General features: G+C 38.2%; 12 protein-coding genes. 11 read left to right on the forward strand and 1 reads right to left on the reverse strand.

Annotation, left to right across the window (positions count from 1 at the left end; all coding sequences use genetic code 11):
• A partial coding sequence (locus tag RNZ47_RS14725) for a M14 family zinc carboxypeptidase (RefSeq protein ID WP_311941946.1) occupies positions 1 to 2,825 on the reverse strand: 2,825 nt, incomplete at its 3' end.
• Between the two features lie 286 nt (positions 2,826 to 3,111).
• Here RNZ47_RS14725 and RNZ47_RS14730 point away from each other — a divergent pair.
• From RNZ47_RS14730 to RNZ47_RS14780, 11 genes are all read left to right on the forward strand, one after another.
• Positions 3,112 to 3,954, forward strand: a complete 843-nt coding sequence (locus RNZ47_RS14730; RefSeq protein ID WP_311941953.1) for an endonuclease/exonuclease/phosphatase family protein — start codon at positions 3,112 to 3,114, stop codon at positions 3,952 to 3,954.
• 166 nt (positions 3,955 to 4,120) lie between these two features.
• Positions 4,121 to 7,471, forward strand: a complete 3,351-nt coding sequence (locus RNZ47_RS14735; protein ID WP_311941963.1) for a glycoside hydrolase family 2 TIM barrel-domain containing protein — start codon at positions 4,121 to 4,123, stop codon at positions 7,469 to 7,471.
• Positions 7,472 to 7,551: 80 nt separating this feature from the next.
• Complete coding sequence (locus tag RNZ47_RS14740) at positions 7,552 to 9,849, forward strand: family 20 glycosylhydrolase (protein ID WP_311941977.1); 2,298 nt, start codon at positions 7,552 to 7,554, stop codon at positions 9,847 to 9,849.
• A 4-nt stretch (positions 9,850 to 9,853) separates the two neighbouring features.
• Complete coding sequence (locus RNZ47_RS14745) at positions 9,854 to 11,407, forward strand: sulfatase (RefSeq protein WP_311941993.1); 1,554 nt, start codon at positions 9,854 to 9,856, stop codon at positions 11,405 to 11,407.
• Positions 11,408 to 11,417: 10 nt separating this feature from the next.
• Positions 11,418 to 13,184: a DUF4091 domain-containing protein gene (locus tag RNZ47_RS14750; RefSeq protein WP_311942004.1), complete on the forward strand. Its 1,767-nt coding sequence runs from the start codon at positions 11,418 to 11,420 to the stop codon at positions 13,182 to 13,184.
• Between the two features lie 42 nt (positions 13,185 to 13,226).
• Entirely contained in the window at positions 13,227 to 14,021 is a 795-nt protein-coding gene (locus RNZ47_RS14755) for an endonuclease/exonuclease/phosphatase family protein (RefSeq protein WP_311942013.1), read from the forward strand.
• 441 nt (positions 14,022 to 14,462) lie between these two features.
• Positions 14,463 to 16,709, forward strand: coding sequence for a GH92 family glycosyl hydrolase (locus RNZ47_RS14760; RefSeq protein ID WP_376717830.1), 2,247 nt, complete (start codon positions 14,463 to 14,465; stop codon positions 16,707 to 16,709).
• A 28-nt stretch (positions 16,710 to 16,737) separates the two neighbouring features.
• Complete coding sequence (locus RNZ47_RS14765) at positions 16,738 to 18,615, forward strand: sodium:solute symporter family protein (RefSeq protein WP_311942018.1); 1,878 nt, start codon at positions 16,738 to 16,740, stop codon at positions 18,613 to 18,615.
• A 96-nt stretch (positions 18,616 to 18,711) separates the two neighbouring features.
• Positions 18,712 to 19,683: a glycoside hydrolase family 130 protein gene (locus RNZ47_RS14770; protein WP_311942020.1), complete on the forward strand. Its 972-nt coding sequence runs from the start codon at positions 18,712 to 18,714 to the stop codon at positions 19,681 to 19,683.
• A gap of 49 nt (positions 19,684 to 19,732) precedes the next feature.
• Positions 19,733 to 20,806: a carbohydrate-binding family 9-like protein gene (locus RNZ47_RS14775; RefSeq protein ID WP_311942022.1), complete on the forward strand. Its 1,074-nt coding sequence runs from the start codon at positions 19,733 to 19,735 to the stop codon at positions 20,804 to 20,806.
• Between the two features lie 4 nt (positions 20,807 to 20,810).
• Positions 20,811 to 21,962, forward strand: a complete 1,152-nt coding sequence (locus RNZ47_RS14780; protein WP_311942025.1) for a glycoside hydrolase family 18 protein — start codon at positions 20,811 to 20,813, stop codon at positions 21,960 to 21,962.
• The last annotated feature ends 22 nt before the right edge of the window (positions 21,963 to 21,984 follow it).

Below are 21,984 nucleotides of genomic sequence, written 5' to 3' on the forward strand. Positions count from 1 at the left end.
TCGTTGTCGTCACAGTCGTCCACGGTCGGCGCATCGGTGGAGTAGCCCGCTCCCGGGGATGTGCACTGGGTCGCGGTAATCTGGCTCCCGAAGAACCCGTCGCTGTCGCTGTCCACGCCCAGGTACCATACGGTATTTGGGTTGATGTTGGCATCGTTGTCGTCACAGTCGTCCACGGTCGGCGCATCGGTGGAGTAGCCGGCTCCCGGCGAAGTGCACTGGGTCGCGGTCAACTGGCTCCCGAAGAACCCGTCGCTGTCGCTGTCCACGCCCAGGTACCATACGGTATTTGGGTTGATGTTGGCATCGTTGTCGTCACAGTCTGTATTATCTGCTACATAGCCTGCAGGTTGTGAGGCGGCCACTTGACTTACAGATGGGTTTCCAAAAGTATCTGAATCTGCATCTTGATACCAGGTTGTAGAAGCATCGCTAGCAGTTAAATTAACCTTGTCTATTGCTATATCACTTCCCCAGCCATTAGTATTGTCAGAACCAGTTGTGGCGCTGAATCTTATTTTTATTACTTGATTATCATAAGAACTTAAGTCAATAAAATCTTGATTCCAAAAATTACCAATAGTTCCTGTATATGTTTTTAAAGTTGTATAATTTGACCCATTGTCAGTACTAACATCGACTCTAAGCGATCCAACGTCTCCTCCATACATATGGTAGCTATACGAAATCTGAGAATTGTTTTTACCCGTAAAATCTATACAAGGACTAATTAAATTTGCGGTTTTACTTGGAAACCCTGTTCCGTTTACTGAAGCTTCTGTGTAAAGATACCATGTGTCTCCGTCACCGGTGCTTGGCCCGGTATTATTAGATTGTGTACCATTTGAATCTCTTGTCCAATCAATATCGTCTGTTTCATCTTGAACCCATAAACCGAAATCAGTTTCAAAATCTTGTGAATAAGGAAATGAAGAAACTGATGGTCCACTACAAGTTGGTAAAGCGGTAGTTGTAAAAAGCATTGAACTAGAGTAGGATGAAGTGCTGCTGTTGCAAGTGCTCCGTACTTGAAATTCGTATTGAGTAGACGGTGTTAAACCTATAAGTCCTTCGGAAGCACTACTAGTGCTTAAAGTTGTCCAACTTGGTGCACCGACTTCTCTAAATCTGTAATCAAACGTTGCGCTATATATAGCCCCCCAGCTAATTGTTGCTGATGTATCTGAAATATCTGAAGTAGCAAGATTGGATGGTCCACTTGCTGAAGCTGGAACTAGTAAAACATCTGGTAAAACGACTTTTTGGTCATTTGCAATACTTTGATTTGTTAATGTAAATGATTGATAACAAGGTGCTTCAAAAAGAATATCGTAAGTCGCCGTTGCATTATTATCTCCGAGCGTATTTGGGTCAGTGTCTCCACCGCCTTTAATGGGTCTATAGTAATCACCATGTGAAATATCGGTAACTGTGTGCGATCCGTAAGCATCATGACCAACAATAGTTACAGTAGCTTCAACTGGCGTATTTGTATTCGCATCTTTAACAACTCCTGTAAACCCATAAATACCTTGTGTTAAAAAATCTAATAAAGCATCTCTGTTATAATACCAGTAATCATCTAATTGACTTTCAGGTAAAATTTTAACATCAGACAACTCAACTGTAATTTCTTTACATTGATGGTAAAAGTTCATATAATCTTGTCGACCACCGTATACCCGGTACCATTCGGCTCCGTGTGTAACACCTGGGCTTGGATAAACATTGCTATCATCATCAGCTGTCATATATGTTGTGTCGTTATACGGCGCTGCATCACTATCATTTTGTGCATGTGTTGCATATTCTATGCCTGTATATTCAAACCAATCACCATCAGGATGTGTGTATTGGCTTGTATACGCATTATCAAACGGATAATTTACTAATTCAGTCCCACCATGAAAATTGGCAGAAATAACAAAATGATTGGCATCGGCCAAAGCCATAAAAGCTAAAGTTTCAACTTGATAAGCATTCCCATCGGTATGCGCACCTTGAACGTTATCTGGATAGTTTCTGTTTAAATCTACATTATTGGCATTACCTCTTCTGGCACTAGCAACCGAAGTGTTACTTGGGCTGTTATGGTAAGTTCCGTCTGGGTTAGCGCTTGGGTTAATCCAAATTTCAGCATTTTCTACTAGGTTTTTTACCCGGGCATGGTCAGAATGACCTGTATCCGCATAAACAGTAAGTATATAATTTATTAAACTCAGCATCATCGGGTAGCCAGCTATCTCATCTCCGTGCATTGATGAAGTTAACATCAATTTAGGTTCTTGCTCATCGGTACCTACATTGTCAGAGATTTTTACAAATAATAATTCTTTATCACCTTGAGTAGTTGTTCCAATGCTAAATTTTTGGACTAACGTTGGGTTGTCGTCTTCAAAATCTTGCATCTGTTGGGCGTATTGTGCATAAGTAGGATAACTGGAAACAGGAAAAGTAAGCGTATTGGCTTGACTTTTTGCTGTTAAATTACTTTTCTTAGTATTTGAAGGGTTGTCATAAATAAACGATACATCAACCTCATTTTCACTTTTTGGTACTTCAAAAGGAATGTTTTTAGATTCAAATACTCTGAATTGTTTTTCATTTGCCCAGGCTTTAACAATTTTTGTTTTAGGGTCATAATGTACAATTGAAAAATCTTTAGTGTGTTTATCAATATCATTCTCACTATCTACTATAAAAGTAAAGGTAACCTCGCCTTTAGTTGATAAATATTTTTCAGCTTTAAGTTTGCTAATGTTTTGAGAGAAAGTTAATTGCGCCATTAATGTAAACAGCACAATAATGAGAGTAGTTTTTTTCATTAGATTTGGGGTTAGTTAATGAATTTAGGTGGCTAATATAAAATAATATTTTAAAAAAAACTCTATGAAATGCAAAAAAACCGGACGAAATACATGTTTTTCGTCAATGTTTTTTGATAAGTACTTGATGAACAGTGGTTTTTTGTTACATTGGTTTTTTTTGAATTAAAATCCATTTTTGTGGTATTTTAAAATAAATTACATCGTTATGCGGATACTTTTCTTACTTATTCTAGTCGCTTTATTTACTAATTGTAAAAAAGAACATCCTAATAGCTTTAAAGTTATGACCTGGAATATCTTACATGGTGCCAACGATATTTCCAATGGAAAGGAAAACGCTATTGCGATTATAAAAGAAATTGATCCGGATGTTATTTTAATGGTAGAAACTTATGGTTCCGGTAAAGATATAGCGGATGCTTTAGGATATAATTTTCATTTAATTGCGCCAAAAGGAACGCCTTTAGATGACAAAGGAACTAACCTATCAATTTTCTCAAAATACCCGTTTGGAAATCGAATTGACACTAAATATCCCTTTTATTTAGGTGGCCGTGAAATCATAATCAACAATCAAAAGATTCGATTTTTTTCCAATTGGTTTCATTATTTACCTTGGGATGATGCACCAGAAAACATGGGTAAAACGGCCGAAGAGATTCTTGAATGGGAAAAAACGGAAACGCGTTACACCATGTTTCAAAATGTATTGCCCTATTTAAAGAAGTATGCCAAAGACAGCGATTCCGTACCCATGATATTTGGTGGCGATATGAATACACCATCACATTTAGATTGGGGCGAAAACACCAAAACCATTCATAATAATTTGGTAGTGCCATGGAATACCACCGTAGCATTAGAAAAATTAGGATTAATTGATACCTACAGATCCTTACATCCAAATCCTATAACACATCCGGGAATTACGTGGGACACAGAGGATAAAGACGATTCGCACAGAATCGATTATATTTTTTATAAGGGTACAAATCTTAAAGCGGTTAAATCTGAAACGTATCACGTATTCTTCAACAAACCTATTGTAATTAACGATAAAAAAATAATGTATCCTTCAGATCATGGTTTTGTTGTAACCACTTTCGAATTGTATAATTCTAAATAATAACAAATAGCAACATTATATTTTAATTAAAGAGATATAAAATAGTACCATATAAGGTGAAAAAACTTGTGGTAAACTTTATACATAAGTGGTATCTTTACAAATTAATAAAAACACCAATTATATTCTCTTTTTTATATTGTAATTTTAAATTAAATCCTAATTTATGAATTTAAAAAACACCTTAGTTATTGCTGTTCTTTTTTTAACTTTTTCAGTAAACAGCCAAAGTAAAAACCCTATAACAGATTATAAGTATTATATAGAAAACGAGCAGGTTATAAGTGAAAACAAACTAGATGCTCATGCGTCTTTCACATCGTACGCCACCAAACAAGATGCTTTAAACAGAGCGAATGGATTATGGCAAAGCTTAGACGGTTTATGGAAATTCATTTGGGTAAGAAACCCGAACGACCGACCAACCACCTATATGAACCCTTCGGAGGATGTTTCAAGTTGGGACGATATTAAAGTGCCATCCAATTGGGAGGTAGAAGGTTACGGCATCCCCATATATGTTAATCACCAATACGAGTTTGCCGATTATAAAGCACCCATTGCAGACGATATGGAGTTGGTTGATAATATTTATCCTAAATACCCTGGTAAAGTACCAAGCAACTACAATCCGGTAGGCTCTTACCGCAGAGATTTTACAATTGATGATTCCTGGGGCGATAAAGAGCTCTTTTTACATATCGGTGCCATGAAATCGGGCGGTTTTGTTTGGTTAAATGGTGAGTATATTGGCTACTCACAGGGCAGTAAATTACCTGCGGAATTCAATATTACTGAAGCAGCAAAAGTGGGTAACAATACCATTGCCATCCAAATTTTTAGATGGACAGATGGAAGCTATTTAGAGTGTCAGGATTTTTGGAGAATTAGCGGTATAGAGCGCAGTGTGTATGTGTATGCACAGCCAAAAGTGAGGGTTGAGGATTTTGAAGCTGCGGCAACACTCGATAAAGGAAACATAAATGGTTTGCTTGATGTTAGCGTGTCTTTAAAAAATCATTTTTCAAAAAATCAAAATGTTCAAGTCGGTTTTCAATTGCTCGACGAAAACCAAAAACAAATCAGCTCAAAAGATTTAAAAGTACTCGTGGGTTCAAATGGTAGAATGGAGGTTAACTATAATGCCGTAATACCGCTTGTTAAACCATGGAGTGCAGAACATCCAAATTTGTATGAATTAATCATAGAAGTTCAAGATAAAAAAGGCAATGTTCTCGAAGTTATTCCAACTAAAATAGGGTTTAGAACCGTTGAAATTAAAAACGGACTGCTGCTTGTAAACGGCAAAAGTATTACCCTTAAAGGTGTGAATACCCAAGAAACAAACCCCGAAACGGGTCATGTGGTGCCTGAAGAACTCATTATGAAAGACATTAAGCTTTGGAAAGAAAATAACATTAATGCAGTACGTTTAAGTCATTACCCGCAACAGCGACGCTTTTACGAACTTTGCGATATTTACGGTATGTATGTGGTTGATGAAGCCAATATCGAATCGCACGGTATGTACTACGGAAATCATTCTTTGGCTAAAAAAGAAAGTTGGGAAAAAGCACACGTAGATCGAATGGTGAGATTGGTGGAACGCGATAAAAACCACCCGTCTGTTATTATATGGTCTATGGGTAACGAAGCCGGAAACGGCATCAACTTTTTTGCGGGTTACGATGCCATGAAAGCTGCCGATAAACAAAAACGACCGGTACAGTACGAGCGTCCTTATAAAGATTACGACGGTAGTTTGTACGATATGGATACCAACACAGATATTATCGTGCCGCAATACCCAAGTCCGGCAAGATTTGAGGAAATAGGAAAATCTAAAACCGATAGACCGTTTATCCCAAGCGAATATGCGCATGCCATGGGAAATAGCACCGGTAATTTTCAAGATTACTGGGATATTATCGAGCTTTACGATAATTTACAAGGTGGATTTATTTGGGATTGGGTAGATCAATCCATTTGGAAAACCGATGAAAATGGCGAACGTTTTTATGCCTACGGTGGCGATTATGGCGAAAATATGCCATCTGATAATACCTTTTTAAACAACGGCATCGTGTTTCCTGATCGTACGCCACAACCCGGTTTGCACGAAGTGAAAAAGGCGCACGAATTCATCAATTTTAAAAGCAAAGGATTAAATAGACACAACGAATTACGGGTTTTAGTTGAAAATTTATACGACTTTACCGATCTTGAAAATTTTGATATTACTGCAACCATAAAGGCCGATGGCGACATTCTAAAAACCATCGAATTTGAAACCATCAGTATTGAACCCAATACCGGAAAACTTATCCGTGTAAGTCTGGACGGTATTGATTTTAATAAAAATACCGAGTATTTTATACACTTGTCGGCAACCACCAAAACCGATTGGAGTTTATTGCCAAAAGGGTTCGAGGTGGCACGCGAGCAAATTCCGTTAAGTAATAAATTTGAAAAGGAAATAGTAAATATCCCTTTAACAGCTTCAATAAAAGTTGAGCAAAAAGCAGATGAAATTGCCATTTCAAATTCTGATTTTAAAGTTGTTTTTGATAAATCAAAAGGAAGAATCACTTCATATAATTATAAAGGAAACGAGCTTTTAAAAGACGGGAAAGGTCCAAAACCGAATTTCTGGCGTGGTGTAACCGACAACGATTTTGGTAACAAAATGCAAATAAGAAATATTGAGTGGAAAAAGGCATCCTTGTTTTCAGAAGTTAAAAAAGTAGCGCTTTCGCAATTAAAAAATGGTGAGGTGCAACTATTGGTTACTTATAATTTACCGGGAGTGGAAACCACTTTTGTATCAAATTACACCTTTTACAGCAATGGCGTCGTTAAAATAGACAACACGCTAAACGAAAGCGAATACAAGGGCGATATTCCGCGTGTGGGCATGCGCATGCAAATTAAAAAGGAATACGATAATATGACGTATTTTGGTCGTGGCCCATGGGAAAATTATCAAGATAGAAAAGCTTCGGCGTTTATAGATTTGTACCAATCTAAAGTTTCAGATCAATACGTGCCGTACATTCGTCCGCAAGACAACGGCTATAAAACCGATGTGCGCTGGACCGCCTTTTCAAACAGTAACAACAACGGTTTGTTGGCTGTGGCAACCAATACATTTGAAGGTTTGGGCATAAGTGCATTGCACATGGAAAATGAAGATTTTGATACCACCGAAGGTTTGGAGTACGCCGGTACAGGAAGCATTGACGAGAAATACAGAATAGATGGTATTCCTAAAATAAACGCTTCAAAGCACATTAACGACATTAAAGAAAAAGATTTAATTCAATTAAATCTCGACCTCGATCAGCGCGGTGTCGCTGGAGACGACAGTTGGTACTCTAAACCACAAGAAAAGTATCAGTTAAAAAGTTATGAGAAACATGTTTACGGCTTTTATTTAATTCCTTTTGAAAATAGCTCAAAAGAAGATTTGATAAAAATCAGTAAAGATTATGCTGCAAAAGCAAGCGACACAGAGTAAAATAAGTATTACAAAAGGGTAATAAACTTGTAGTAATCGTTTTAAGTATCTAGTATTTTTACATATTAAAAAGTAAAGACATGCGCCATTTTTTATTGTTAACTTTAGTAGCAGTAATGTCGGTTGGTTGTACGCAAACATCAAAAACGTTCACAGCAAATCAGATTTCTATTGTGCCAAAACCATCCTCATTGGTTTTAGGTGAACAATCATTTTTGTTTTCAAAAAACACGTCGATTTTTGTTGCAGGTGAAGAGCAAAAACCGGCAGCAACCTATCTGTCAGATTTGTTTGAAAAGGCTGCAGGTTTTCCATTGGCAACAGTCATTTCAAAAGAAAAAGCAACGGTTGTTTTTGTAAAAGATGAAAATCTAAAGGCCGAAGCGTATCATTTGGAAGTCACTCCCAAACAAATCATTATTCAAGCGAGCGATGCTGCGGGGTATTTTTATGGCGTGCAAACGCTGCGCCAATTATTGCCACCAGCAATTGAAACCACAAATAACACAGAACAAAACTGGTTGGTACCGACCATTACGGTTAACGACCAACCTCGTTTTTCTTGGCGTGGGATGCATATGGATTTTAGTCGACATTTTTTTAGCATCGATGAGGTTAAAACCTTTTTGGATTATATGGCGCTGTATAAATTGAATGTATATCATATGCATTTAACCGACGACCAAGGGTGGCGTGTTGAAATTAAAAAATATCCGTTGTTAACCGAAAAAGGCGCGTGGCGTATTGAAAGTTCGCACGACAAAGAGTGTAAGGAACTCGCAAAAACCGATCCTTCATTTATTATAGACGAGCAGCATTATCACGAGCGCGATGGAAAACGCATGTACGGTGGTTTTTTTACACAAGAGCAGATTAAAGAAATTATCGCTTACGCGGAAGAAAGGCAAATTGAAGTGATTCCAGAAATTGATATGCCGGGGCATTTTAAGTCGGCCATCGATAATTATCCTTTTTTATCGTGTACCGACGAGGCGGGCTGGGGCGAGCATTTTTCAATGCCAGCTTGTTTAGGAAAAGAAAAATCCTATGAATTTGCAAAAGATATCTTATCAGAAATCGCCGATTTATTCCCGTCCGATTACATCCACATTGGTGGCGACGAAGTCAATATCCAATCTTGGAAAGACTGCCCACGTTGCCAAAAAGCCATTAAAGACAACAATCTGAAAAACGAGCACGAATTGCAATCGTTTTTTAACAGGGATATTGAAGCCTTTTTAAAAACGAAAGGCAAAAAATTAATTGGTTGGGACGAAATTGTTGAAGGCGGTCTAACCAAAGATGCAACCATGATGTGGTGGCGCAATTGGGCTCCAACAATGCGAAATATTGCTGCCGATAACGGGAATGATATTATCATTTGTCCGGATTTTGAATACTATTTCGATTTCTTAAACGATGCCACTCCGTTAGATAAGGTGTATAATTACGAACCCGTTCCTGAAGAATTTACACAGGCGCAGGCAAAACAAATTATTGGCGTACAGGCTAATTTATGGTCCGAGCGTATTCCTAATTTTAAGCGCTTACAGTATCAAACCTTTCCGCGAATGTTGGCTTTGGCCGAAACAGGTTGGACTTCAAAAGAAGACAAGAATTTTGATGATTTTCAAAATAGAATGGATGTGCAGTACAAACGTTTGGATGCTTTAGATATTAGATATTACATTCCGTCCGTTGTCGGATTAAAAAACAAAGTGGCTTTTTTAGATACGGTTTCCATCACCTTAAAAACACCGCTTGAAAGCATGGATATTTACTATACTTTAGACGGCAGTAAACCATCAAAAGCATCGACAAAATATACGGCTCCAATTCAATTTACAGAAACTAAAACGCTAAACACTATTGCGTATCGTGGCGATAACCCCAGCGAAATTAAAACTGCTTACATAGAAAAACAAACCTATTTACAGCCCGTTAATGTAAGCCCAAAAACAGGTGCTTTAAAACGTTGGGTGGGCGGAAAAATGTTTAAGGTTGTCGATGATATTAACGAGCCAAAATCCGCAGAATTTAAAGCCGTAAGCAATATCGATTTGGAAGGCTATGAAAACAGCGATCATGTTTCCATGATTTTTAAAGGCTATTTTAATGCCGAAACTGATGGCTTGTACGAGTTCGCAACAAAATCTGATGACGGTAGTTTGCTATTTATAGGCGATAAATTAGTGGTTGATAATGGCGGAAACCACGCTGCTGTTTTAAGAAACGGTATGGTTGCCCTAAAAAAAGGCTGGCATCCGCTAACTGTAAAATACCACGAATCTACAGGTGGAAATGAATTAACAGTTTGGTATAAAGCACCAAATATCGATAAAAAAATATTAAAAGGTGATGTTATAGCGCATGATTAATTCGTTGAAAAAAGCAGTATTATGTATTTTGTTTTTAACTGTTTTTACAGCCTGTAAATCGGATAAAAAAGAAACGCCAATTGTTGAAGAAAAACCAAATATCATTCTATTTATGATAGACGATATGGGGTGGCAAGACACATCTGTACCGTTTTGGAAAGAGAAAACAGCATTCAACAACCGTTACCAAACCCCAAACATGGAACGGCTTGCAAGCCAAGGAATGAAATTCACCCAAGCCTACGCAACACCCGTTTGTACACCAACCAGAGTAAGCTTAATGACCGGAATGAACGCTGCGAGGCATCGTGTGACTAATTGGACATTAAACAGAGGTGTTTCAGCAGTAAATCCACCAAAAGGTTTGGCTATGCCGGAATGGAATCTAAATGGGATTCAGCCAACAGATAGTATTGAACGCGCTGTCCATGTAACCACTTTGCCGCAAATTTTAAAAGCTCACGGTTATTTTACTATCCACAGTGGTAAAGCACACTTTGGAGCTTTGGGAACACCAGGGGAAAACCCTTTAAATTTGGGATTTCAAGTTAACATCGCAGGACACGCTGCCGGCGCACCAGGGAGTTATTATGGTACTAAAAACTTTAAAAAACAACTTGATAAAAATAGTGTTTGGGACGTCCCCGGTTTAGAAAAATACCACGGTAAAGATATTTTTTTAACCGAAGCTTTAACCCAAGAATCCATTTTGGCTATGGACAAGGCTATTGAAAACAACAAACCGTTCTACCTTTACATGTCGCATTATGCGGTGCATACGCCCATTCAAGGCGACCCGAGATTCGAGCAAAAATACATAGACAAAGGCTTGCACCCCATTGAAGCTAGATATGCCTCGTTAATAGAAGGTATGGATAAAAGTCTGGGCGATATTATGAATCATTTGGAGGAAAAAGGGATTGCAGATAACACTATTATTTTGTTCATGTCAGACAATGGCGGCTTAAGCGCTGTAGCCCGAGGCGGCGAAAAGCATACCCATAATAAACCTTTGTCGAGCGGAAAAGGATCTGTGCACGAAGGCGGTATTCGGGAACCAATGCTTGTAAAATGGCCGGGAGTAACCCAAGCCAACTCTAAAACCGATGATTTTGTTATTATTGAAGATTTTTTTCCAACCATTACTGAACTCGCTGGAATTGAAGATTATAAAACAATTCAAACCACCGATGGAAAAAGTTTCACCTCTATTTTAAAAGGCGAAAAACAAGATAACAATAACAGGGCTTTGTTTTGGCATTATCCAAATAATTGGGGGCCAGCGGGACCGGGAATTGGTGCAACAAGTACCATGCGGAAAGGCGATTGGAAACTCATTTATTATCATTTAGATAGCCGTTTCGAGTTATTTAATATTGCTGAAGATATTGGGGAAACTTCCAATTTAGCATTCAAAAAAACTAAAAAACTTAAAGAATTTGCTACCGAATTAGGAAACTATTTGCGAGCGGTAAACGCTCAAATGCCTACAAATACCAACACCAATCAAATGGTGCCTTGGCCAGATAACGAAACCGTACTAAAAGTTTATTTCTAAAATTATTATAATGAATCGTATACTATTTTTGTTCAGTGTTGCTTTAATCTCCTTTAGTTGTCAAAAGAAGGAGGTTTTAATAGCTCAAACCTATCAAGAGCCTATTGATCCATCGCCTAGCACCACCGAAAATTGGTCGGAATTACCAAAAGGACTACAGGCATCGATAGCAACAACAAACCATCGTTTTGTAAAAAGTGTCATTCCTAAAATTCAACAAAAAAATACTTGGACGGGAACAGCTTGGAAAGGTGAGCGTTTATCAGCGCAATTGGTGCTTTGGAGCAACGATTCCACACATAATGTGTTTACCGAAATTTCAGAGTTTAAATCCGATTCTGGTGATATTTTGCCTTCAAACACAGCACAAATCAGTTTTGTGAAATACGTGATTACTGATGAATTTGCAAACGGTTGTGGCTATAGAAAACCCGAGGATTTTGATGCGTCTTTAGCTGCCGATGTTTTAGAGCCCATAACTTCCTATAACATAAAAGCCCAAGAAACCAGACCTATTTGGGTTACTATTGATGTGCCTGCCGATGCGAAAAGTGGGACATATAAAAGCGTATTCACATTACAAATAGACGGACAAGATTCTAAAAAATTCGAATTTACTTTAAATGTGATCGACAAAACCTTGCCACCGGCAACCGATTGGAAGTTTCATTTAGATTTATGGCAAAACCCATTTGCTTTGGCGCGTTACCACAATGTTGAGCCTTGGTCTCAAGCGCATTGGGATGTGTTAAAACCATTGATGAAACGACTCGCCGATGCGGGACAAAAAGTAATTACCGTGTCTTTAAACAAGCGGCCGTGGGGCGGACAAACCTTTGATCAGTTTGAAGCGATGATTGATTGGAAAAAGAAATCCGATGGTACTTGGGAGTACGACTTTACCGTTTTTGACAATTGGGTGCAATTTATGATGGATTTGGGTGTGAAAAAGCAAATTAGTTGTTACTCGATGGTGCCCTGGGGCAATGAGTTTTATTATTTTGATGAAGCCGAAAACAAGGAAATTAAAATAAAAGCCGAACCCGGTACAAAAGCTTATGAGGATATTTGGGTGCCATTTTTAAAAGATTTTAAAGGCCATATAGAAACAAAAGGTTGGAGCAGCATAACCCGAATTGCCATGGACGAACGCGGACCAAAGGAGATGAAGGCGATGCTAAAATTACTGAATGAACACGCACCAGAATTTGGGGTATCGTTTGCCGATAACCATAAAAGCTATAAACTTTACCCTAACGAATTAAAGGATATGTCGGTTGCTTTTGGACACCCAGTTGACGAAGAAGATTTGGTTAGTCGCAGAGCGAAAAACCACATCAGTACGCATTATGTGTGCTGTTCGGATGCGTTCCCTAATACCTTTACCTTTTCACCGCCCGCAGAAGGTGTGTTTATTGGTTGGTACACGATGGCTGCCGATTTTGACGGATTCTTACGTTGGGCATACAATAGTTGGGTAGAAAACCCATTGCAGGATTCACGCTTTAGAACATGGCCAGCGGGCGATACCTACATCGTGTATCCCGATAATCGAAGTTCCATTCGTTTCGAAACACTTCGTGATGGTATTGAAGATGCCGAAAAAATTAGAATTCTTAGAGAGGACTTACAAGCTAAAGGCATGTTGGATGAATTAGATCATTTAAACAATGTGGTAGCCCAATTTAACATTACAACAAGTCCCGATAATTTAGAAGAAGTATTGACCGATGCCAAAAGCACATTAAATCTTTTGGCCAAAAGAGTTACGGATTAAACAGAAAATCGGTATAATATGAATACCACAAATACGATTAAAATGAAAAGATATATTTTAGGATTTTTATGCACCATCTTGTTTTCCGTGGCCTATGCGCAAACCAGTGTCCATTCGTCGCGCGTTGTAAGAGTGCTAACCTATAATATTTACCACGGCGAAACGGTAGCTGCTTCAAAACAGTTTGATTTAGATTTATTGGCCAAAATTATAAGCGATACCAAACCCGATTTAGTAGCATTGCAGGAAGTGGATTTTAAAAGCAACCGTGTTTTAAAAATGGATTTGGTAACCGAGTTGGGTTGGCGTACAAAAATGGTCGGTATTTTTGGCAAAGCCATGCCTTTTGATGGTGGCGAATATGGAGAAGGTGTGTTGTCTAAAAATTCATTTGTAAGTACAAAAAACCATGCCTTGAACGCGAGAGAGAATAAAGAACCCCGCGCCGCATTGGAAATGAATGTGCAAATTAAAAGCGGCGATACCATTAGGTTTGTGGGTACACATTTAGATCACACCAACGATGAAACCGATAGAATAAATCAAGCCAATCAAATCAATGCTATTTTTACCAAAGATGAGGTGCCCACCATTTTAGCAGGCGATTTAAATGCAACTCCGGAAACCGAAACCATGCGGATTCTTTATAAAGCGTGGACGCCTTCATTTTCGGAAAACACACCAACCTATCCAGCGGTAAATCCAAAAATTAAAATAGATTATATTTTATACAGACCAGCAAATAGATGGCGCGTCATTGAAACCAAAGTTATAGAAGAGGACATAGCATCAGACCACAGGCCTGTTTTAAGTGTATTGGAATTAATTGAAGAATAAAAAATAAAGGGCAAAAAATAAGAAGATTTTTGCCCTTTAAAAACTACATGAAAAACTCATAATTAATTTGATTAAATTATGTGACTAACTCAAAACATAATCATAAACTACGCACCAAAATTAAGGATATATTTGCTTGAAATCTACTAATAATCAAACCACAACCAATACTTTTTTTGCATCAAAAGCATTAATTATTTATGGTTTTTTGAAATAAAAATGTGGTTAGTTTTAATTATCTTGTAAAAAATAGCAGCCATTTAATTCTTTTTAAAAAGCGGGTTTTATTAAAGAAAAAAGCAATATGTCTATCTTAGTGGTAAATCAAAAGAGCACATGTTTTTGTTGTTTAGCTATGCTACGCTGTTATTAGTCTAAAATACTTAACCACGCCGTTAAAATTGAAGATATTTATTTAATTTATAAAAACGATTTAAAATGTTGAAAAAATACACCGTTATAATTCTTGTTTTCGTTGCTTTTATTTCTTGTAAAAAAGAAGATAGAAAGCCAGTTCAGAACACATTGAAAAACACCGCTTATGTCGAACCGTTTATTGGAACGGGTGGTCATGGGCATACCTATCCGGGGGCAACTGTGCCTTTTGGGATGCTTCAAGTAACGCCCGTAAATGGTATTAGCGCGTGGGATTGGTGCTCGGGCTATCATTATTCCGACTCCATTGCGGTTGGTTTTAGCCATTTGGCATTAAGCGGAACGGGTATTGGCGATTTGGCCGATATACTGTTTATGCCCATAAATAAAGAGGTTGATTTGTCGCCAACACCATTATCGCGCGATTCTTTAAACTACAAATCCAAGTACAGTCATAAAAATGAAAAAGCATCACCGGGCTATTATCAAGTGTTTTTAGAAGACCATAACGTAAATGTTGAGTTAACAACCGCCTTACGAACGGCGTACCACAAATACACTTTTGATAAAAACGATACACAATCTGTGGTGATCGATTTAGGCTTTGCCATTAATTGGGACAAAGCGCTACAAACCTCGATAACTATTGAAGACGAACATACCATTAGCGGCTATAGATTCAGCAAAGGTTGGGCGGCAAACCAAAAAGTGTTTTTTGTGGCTAAGTTTTCAAAACCCATAACAAAGCATCATATTTATACCGATGGAAATCGTGTTGAGAATACAACTTCCGAAGGCATAAAAACATCAGCCCAATTATTTTTTGATGCTCAAGATTCATCTGAATTATTCACCAAAGTAGCACTCTCTTCCGTAAGTATTGAAAACGCTAAAGACAATCTGGAAACAGGCGATTTTAATTTCGATACGGTTAAAAATGAAGCCGAAGATACTTGGAATGAAGCCTTAACAAAAATTGAAGTTGAAACTCCAATCGACTCGCTAAAAACCATATTTTACACCGCTATGTACCACGCACAAGTGGCACCGGTAACTTTTAGCGATAAAAACGGACAATTCAGAAAAGAAAACGATGAGATTGTAACAGCCGAGAATTACACCGCTTACTCCACACTATCGCTTTGGGATACGTTTCGGGCCGAACATCCGCTGTTAACGTTTGTGGCAACCGATAAGGTTTCAGACATCATTAATAGCATGTTGGCCTATTACGAAACCAAAAATATTTTACCCGTTTGGACGCTCTATGCCAATGAAACCAATACGATGACGGGTTACCATTCCATCCCGGTTATTGTTGAAGCCTACCTAAAAGGCATTCGTGGTTTTGATGCCGAAAAAGCATTTGAAGCCATGAAAACCACAATGATGCAAGACGAACGCGGATTGAATCATTATAAAAAGCACGGTTATATTCCGTACAATTTAATAGACGAATCGGTTACCATTACTTTGGAGTATGCATACGACGATTGGTGTGTAGCGCAAATGGCGAAAGCTTTAGGGAAAAATGACGATTACGAGTTTTTCTTGAATCGTTCAAAAGCTTACGAATATTTATTTGATAACGAAACAGGATTTATGCGCGGTAAATCTGAAGATGGAAAATCGTGGAACGAACCTTTCGACCCCAAACACTCCAACCACAGAGAACAAACCGATTATACCGAAGGTAACGCGTGGCAACACAGTTGGTTTGTGCCACATGCTGTAGATGATTTGATTACGCTGCATGGTGGCAACGACACTTTTACCAACCGATTGGAGCAACTGTTTACCGAAAGCTCTGAAATTACCGGCGATAATATCTCCGCAGATATTACGGGACTTATCGGGCAATACGCCCATGGTAACGAGCCGAGTCATCATATCGCTTACATGTTCAATCATGCCAACCAACCTTGGCGCGCACAATATTGGGCACGTCATATTATGGATACGCAGTACAACACAACGCCAAACGGACTGAGCGGTAATGAGGATTGCGGACAAATGAGCGCGTGGTATGCTTTAAGTTCTATTGGATTGTATCCTATGAATCCCGCTTCCGCTGAATACGAAATTGGAAGCCCGATTTTCGAAAAAGCAAGCATTGCTATTTCCGAAGGGAAATCGTTTGTAATTGAAGCAGAAAACGTTTCAGATAAAAACATATATATACAATCGGCAACCTTAAATGGCACAGATTTTAATCAAACCACAATTTTACATAGCCAAATTATGGAAGGTGGTACCTTGAAATTTGTTATGGGAAGCGAGCCCAATAAAAACTGGGGAACGGCCAATAACTAAAAACTAACCAACTAACAACCAATCTCAAATGGATATCATTGATGTATCAATAATTGTAATCTACATTGTATTAACTTTAGGTGTAGGTATTTGGATTTCTAAAAAGGCCTCAAAAGGATTAGATTCTTATTTTTTAGGCGGAAATAGTATCAAATGGTATTATTTAGGGTTGAGCAATGGCTCGGGAATGTTCGATGTTTCTGGAACAGCGTGGATGGTGGGCATCCTGTTTTTATACGGTGCCAAAAGCTTTATGTTTATGTGGATTTGGCCTATTTGGAACCAAATCTTTATTATGATTTTTCTTGCCGTTTGGATTCGCCGCTCGAATATTATGACGGGCTCCGAATGGATTTTAACCCGTTTTGGTGATGATAAAGCCGGTAGAGCATCACATCTAATAGTCGCGATTTTTGCAATTGTGGCATCGATTGGTTTTATCGCGTATTTCTTTGAGGGCGTTGGTAAATTTATGACCATTATTTTACCCTGGGATTTAACGCTTAACATGGGCAATAGCACCCTCTTGCTGTCCGAACAAAGCTATGCCTTGATTATTATTTTCCTAACCACAATTTACACCATAAAAGGTGGTATGTTTTCGGTTGTTGCCACCGAGGTTTTACAATACGGCATTATGGTTTTGGCTGGTATTTTGGTAGCTGTTTACGCTTTTGTAACCATTTCTGATGCGCAAATTGCAGCGGTTATTCCAGATGAATGGACTTCACTGGCATTTGGGATGGAACTTGAAGGTTTCTGGGACGGGAAACTACAGGCTTTTAACGATTTAATAGATTCCCAAGGTTATAAAATGTTTGGGGCATTTATTGGCATGTCTTTATTTAAGGGCATTTTTGCAAGTATTGCGGGCCCCACACCAAGTTACGATATGCAACGTATTTTATCGACACGCTCGGTTAAAGAAGCGGCCTACATGAGTGGTTTTACCAACTTAGTGCTTTTTATTCCGCGTTACTTATTAATTGGTGGTATTGTTGTTATTGCTTTGGTTTTTTTAACCCCAGAATTGGGTGCATTGGAAAGTATAGGGTCTAACGATTTGGAAATTATTCTTCCAAAAGTAATTAATTTTCATGTGCCTGTGGGCGTAAAGGGCTTGTTGTTGGCCGGACTTTTAGCGGCGTTTATGTCAACCTTTTCAGCATTTGTAAATTCTGGTCCTGCCTACATTGTAAACGATATTTATAAAAAATACTTTAAACCCGAAGCCTCGCCAAAACATTATATAAAAGCAAGCCATTTGGCATCATTTGCTTTGGTAATTGTTGGTGTGATTATGGGGTTCTTCGCAGACTCCATAAATTCATTAACCTTATGGATTACCAGTGCGCTTTTTGGCGGTTATGTAGCGGCAAATTTTTTAAAATGGATATGGTGGCGTTTTAACGGATGGGGCTATTTTTGGGGTATGTTAGCGGGGTTAATTATTGCAACCCTTCAGTTTTTATTAGATCAAAACAAGGCTAATTTTGAAGTTGGTACTTGGCTTCACGATTTAGCACAAATACCAGCTATTTATATATTTCCTATTATATTTTTTGTATCGCTTTTAGGGTCGTTTTTAGGCACGTGGCTTACGCCAGCAACCAATATGGAAATCTTAAAAAGTTTTTACAGCAATGTAAGGCCATGGGGTTGGTGGAATCCCGTATATAAAGCACTTAAAAAAGAAGACGAATCGTTTACAAAAAACAAGGGTTTTATAAGCGATATGATGAATTGTATTGTTGGTGTAATCTGGCAGTCTAGCATGATTTTACTGCCTATTTATTTTATAGTAAGAGATTATCCAAAAACTTTGTGGGCTTTGTTGGTTTTTGCCATAACCTCCATAATATTAAAATTCACTTGGTTAGATAAAGTAAAAAAGTATAAGAATTAAAATTAGGGGTTGTATTTTTGTTATATTAATTCGAGGCAATCGAATGAACGGTAAACAAATTATAAAAAAGAATTCTCTCATATAAAAAATTAAAAAATGCAAAACAGACCTTTTCCGTGGCAGGATAAACCTGAAAATTGTCAAGATGTTATATGGCGCCATAACGAAAACCCTATAATAGACAGATATAGTATTCCAACCTCAAACAGTATATTCAATAGTGCCGTAGTGCCTTTTGAAGATGGTTATGCCGGTGTTTTTAGGTGTGATAATAAAGCGGTACAAATGAATATTTTTGCGGGCTTTAGTAAAAACGGTATCGATTGGGAAATCAATCACGAGCCCATTAAAATGCAAGCAGGAAATACCGATATGATTGAATCGGACTATAAGTACGATCCGCGGGTGGTATTCATTGAAGACCGTTATTGGATTACCTGGTGCAACGGCTATCACGGGCCAACTATTGGCATTGGCTATACTTTCGATTTTAAGGAATTTTTTCAATGCGAAAATGCCTTTTTACCTTTTAACAGAAATGGGGTTCTTTTTCCACAGAAAATCAATGGAAAATACGCCATGTTAAGTCGCCCAAGCGATAATGGACACACACCATTTGGCGATATTTATGTTAGTTACAGCCCAGACATGAAATATTGGGGCGAACACCGCTGCGTGATGAAGGCAACCGCTTTTGAAGATAGCGCGTGGCAATGCACCAAAATAGGCGCAGGCCCAATCCCTATTTTAACCAAAGAAGGTTGGTTAATGATTTACCACGGGGTTATTACAACCTGTAACGGATTTCGCTATGCTATGGGTGCGGCACTGTTGGATGAAAACGAACCCGATAAAGTAAAATACAGAACACAACCCTATTTATTAGGGCCGGCGGCACCTTACGAATTGATGGGGGATGTGCCAAACGTGGTATTTCCGTGCGCCGCTTTGCATGATGAAAAAGAAGATAAATTGGCCATTTATTACGGAGCGGCCGATACCGTTGTAGGATTGGCTTACGGGAAATTAAGCGAAGTGATTCAGTTTACAAAAGACAATAGTTTGTAGAAAAAAGTACGTGTAGTATTTAAAGTTAAAAGTGCCTAAAGTTTTTAAAATGAATATGAAATTTAACTTTTTAACGGTGATTTTTAGTTGTTGGAGCATGTTGAGTTATGCACAACCCAAAAAAGAAATTATCCCACAAACTTATGTGGCGCATAAAATTCCGGAGCCTATAACTATTGATGGTAAAGGAGATGAAGCCGTTTGGGAAAAAGCAGAATGGACTGAAAACTTTATTGATATTGAAGGCGATAAAATCCCGAAATATCAAACCAATGTAAAAATGCTTTGGGATGAAAACTACTATTACATTTTAGTCGAAATGAAAGAACCACACGTTTGGGGCGATATTACCGAACGCGATGCCATTGTTTTTTTTAACAACGATTTTGAAGTGTTTATAGACACTAACGGCGATACACATAACTATTACGAATTAGAAATAAATGCACTCAACACGGTTTGGGATTTGTTTATTAACAAGCCTTATCGCGAAGCTGATAATGTGGCCTTAAACGACTGGAATTATACCGGTTTAAAATCGGCTGTAACTGTTGATGGCACACTAAACAATCCAAATGATATCGATAAAAGTTGGACGATGGAAATCGCCATTCCGTTTAAGGATTTACGAACTGCGTACCATCAAGATAATGTACCGAGAGACCAGTTTTATCGAGTAAATTTTTCAAGAGTGAATTGGGACCACGACATTACAAATGGCAAATATGCTCGTAAAAAAGATGAAAACGGTAAATTTTTACCCGAGTACAATTGGGTGTGGTCACCAACGGGTGTTATCAATATGCATCTACCGGAAACTTGGGGTTATGTGTATTTTTCTTCGGAAGAAGTTGGTAGCAAAACCACCTTCACAATGCCAAATGATGAAAAAATCAAATGGAGGTTATACGAACTTTTTCGCGCTAACAAGGCGTATTACAGGGCCAATAAAGTTTCGGCAGCATCAGTTAATGACTTAAAAATGCCTAAAATTAGTATTGATGGCCATGAAATAAAACCAACTATCGAAAACCACAGCTTTGGATGGACGATTTCCGTGAAAAGTCCATTTTCAAACAACGTATTAGTTATAAAAGAAGACGGATTATTTTTTAATAAGTAAATAAATGAAACAGTTAGCATACATCGTATTAGCAGCTCTTTTCTTGGCATGCTCAAACGGCACTGAAAAAAAATCAGTTCCAAAAAAAGTTGAATCAACCGAAAAAGAGTCAAATAAAAATTATAAAATTATCGGCTACGCAGCTGGTTACGAAGATTATGATTTTTCAAAAATCGATGCTACAAAACTAACACACATCAATTTTGCTTTTGCCAATATTGTGGAAGGTAAAGCAGCATTCGAATTGGACACCGATGCCGCAAAAATTGCCACTTTAATCGGTCTTAAAAAACAAAATCCAGACTTAAAAGTGCTGTATTCTGTTGGAGGGTGGGTGTGGTCCGATCAATTTTCAACCATGGCTGCTTTTGAATCATCAAGAAAAAAGTTTGCCGAAAGCTGTGTGGATTTGTTGAAAGAACACGGTTTTGATGGTGTGGATTTAGATTGGGAATATCCGGGGCAGCGTGCAGAAGATAATATTTTTCGTCCGTCAGATAAAGATAATTTCACCTTGCTTTTAGGCGACATTCGTAAAGCTTTGGATGCTCAAGGCAAGAAAGACAACACCCATTATTTGTTAACCATTGCCACCGGTGCAGACCAAGCGTACATTAACCATACCGATTTGGAAAATGCCCACAAGCATCTGGATTTTATCAACATTATGTGTTACGATTATTTTAATGGCTGGATGCATCAAACGGGGCATCATGCTAATTTACATCCATCGGAAAAAGATAAATACGATGTAAACAGTGGAGTTCAAGCTGTTGAAAGACATATAAAAGCGGGTGTTCCTGCCGACAAATTGGTTATGGGCATTCCGTTTTACGGACGCCAATGGGCCAAAGTAAGTTCTACAAAAGATGGTTTGTACGAGCCAGCTAACGAAGGCGGAATAATTGTTCCGTATTGGGATATTGTAGAAAAAATAAAATCTGGCAACTACAAAAAAGGCTATGACGAATCTGCAAAAGCGTCTTATTTATGGAACGCCACAGACAGCATTTTTATTTCGTACGATACGCCAAAAGATGTACAATTAAAGGCTAAATACATAAAAGAAAAAGGTTTGGGAGGTGCCATGTTTTGGGAATATAGCTTGGATAAAGACCAAGAGTTGCTCAATGCGCTTTATAAAAATATCAAGTAGTCGCTCAACAAGATTTAAAACG

It is taken from the genome of Hwangdonia seohaensis, from assembly GCF_031932625.1.
Classification (GTDB): Bacteria; Bacteroidota; Bacteroidia; order Flavobacteriales; family Flavobacteriaceae; genus Hwangdonia; species Hwangdonia seohaensis.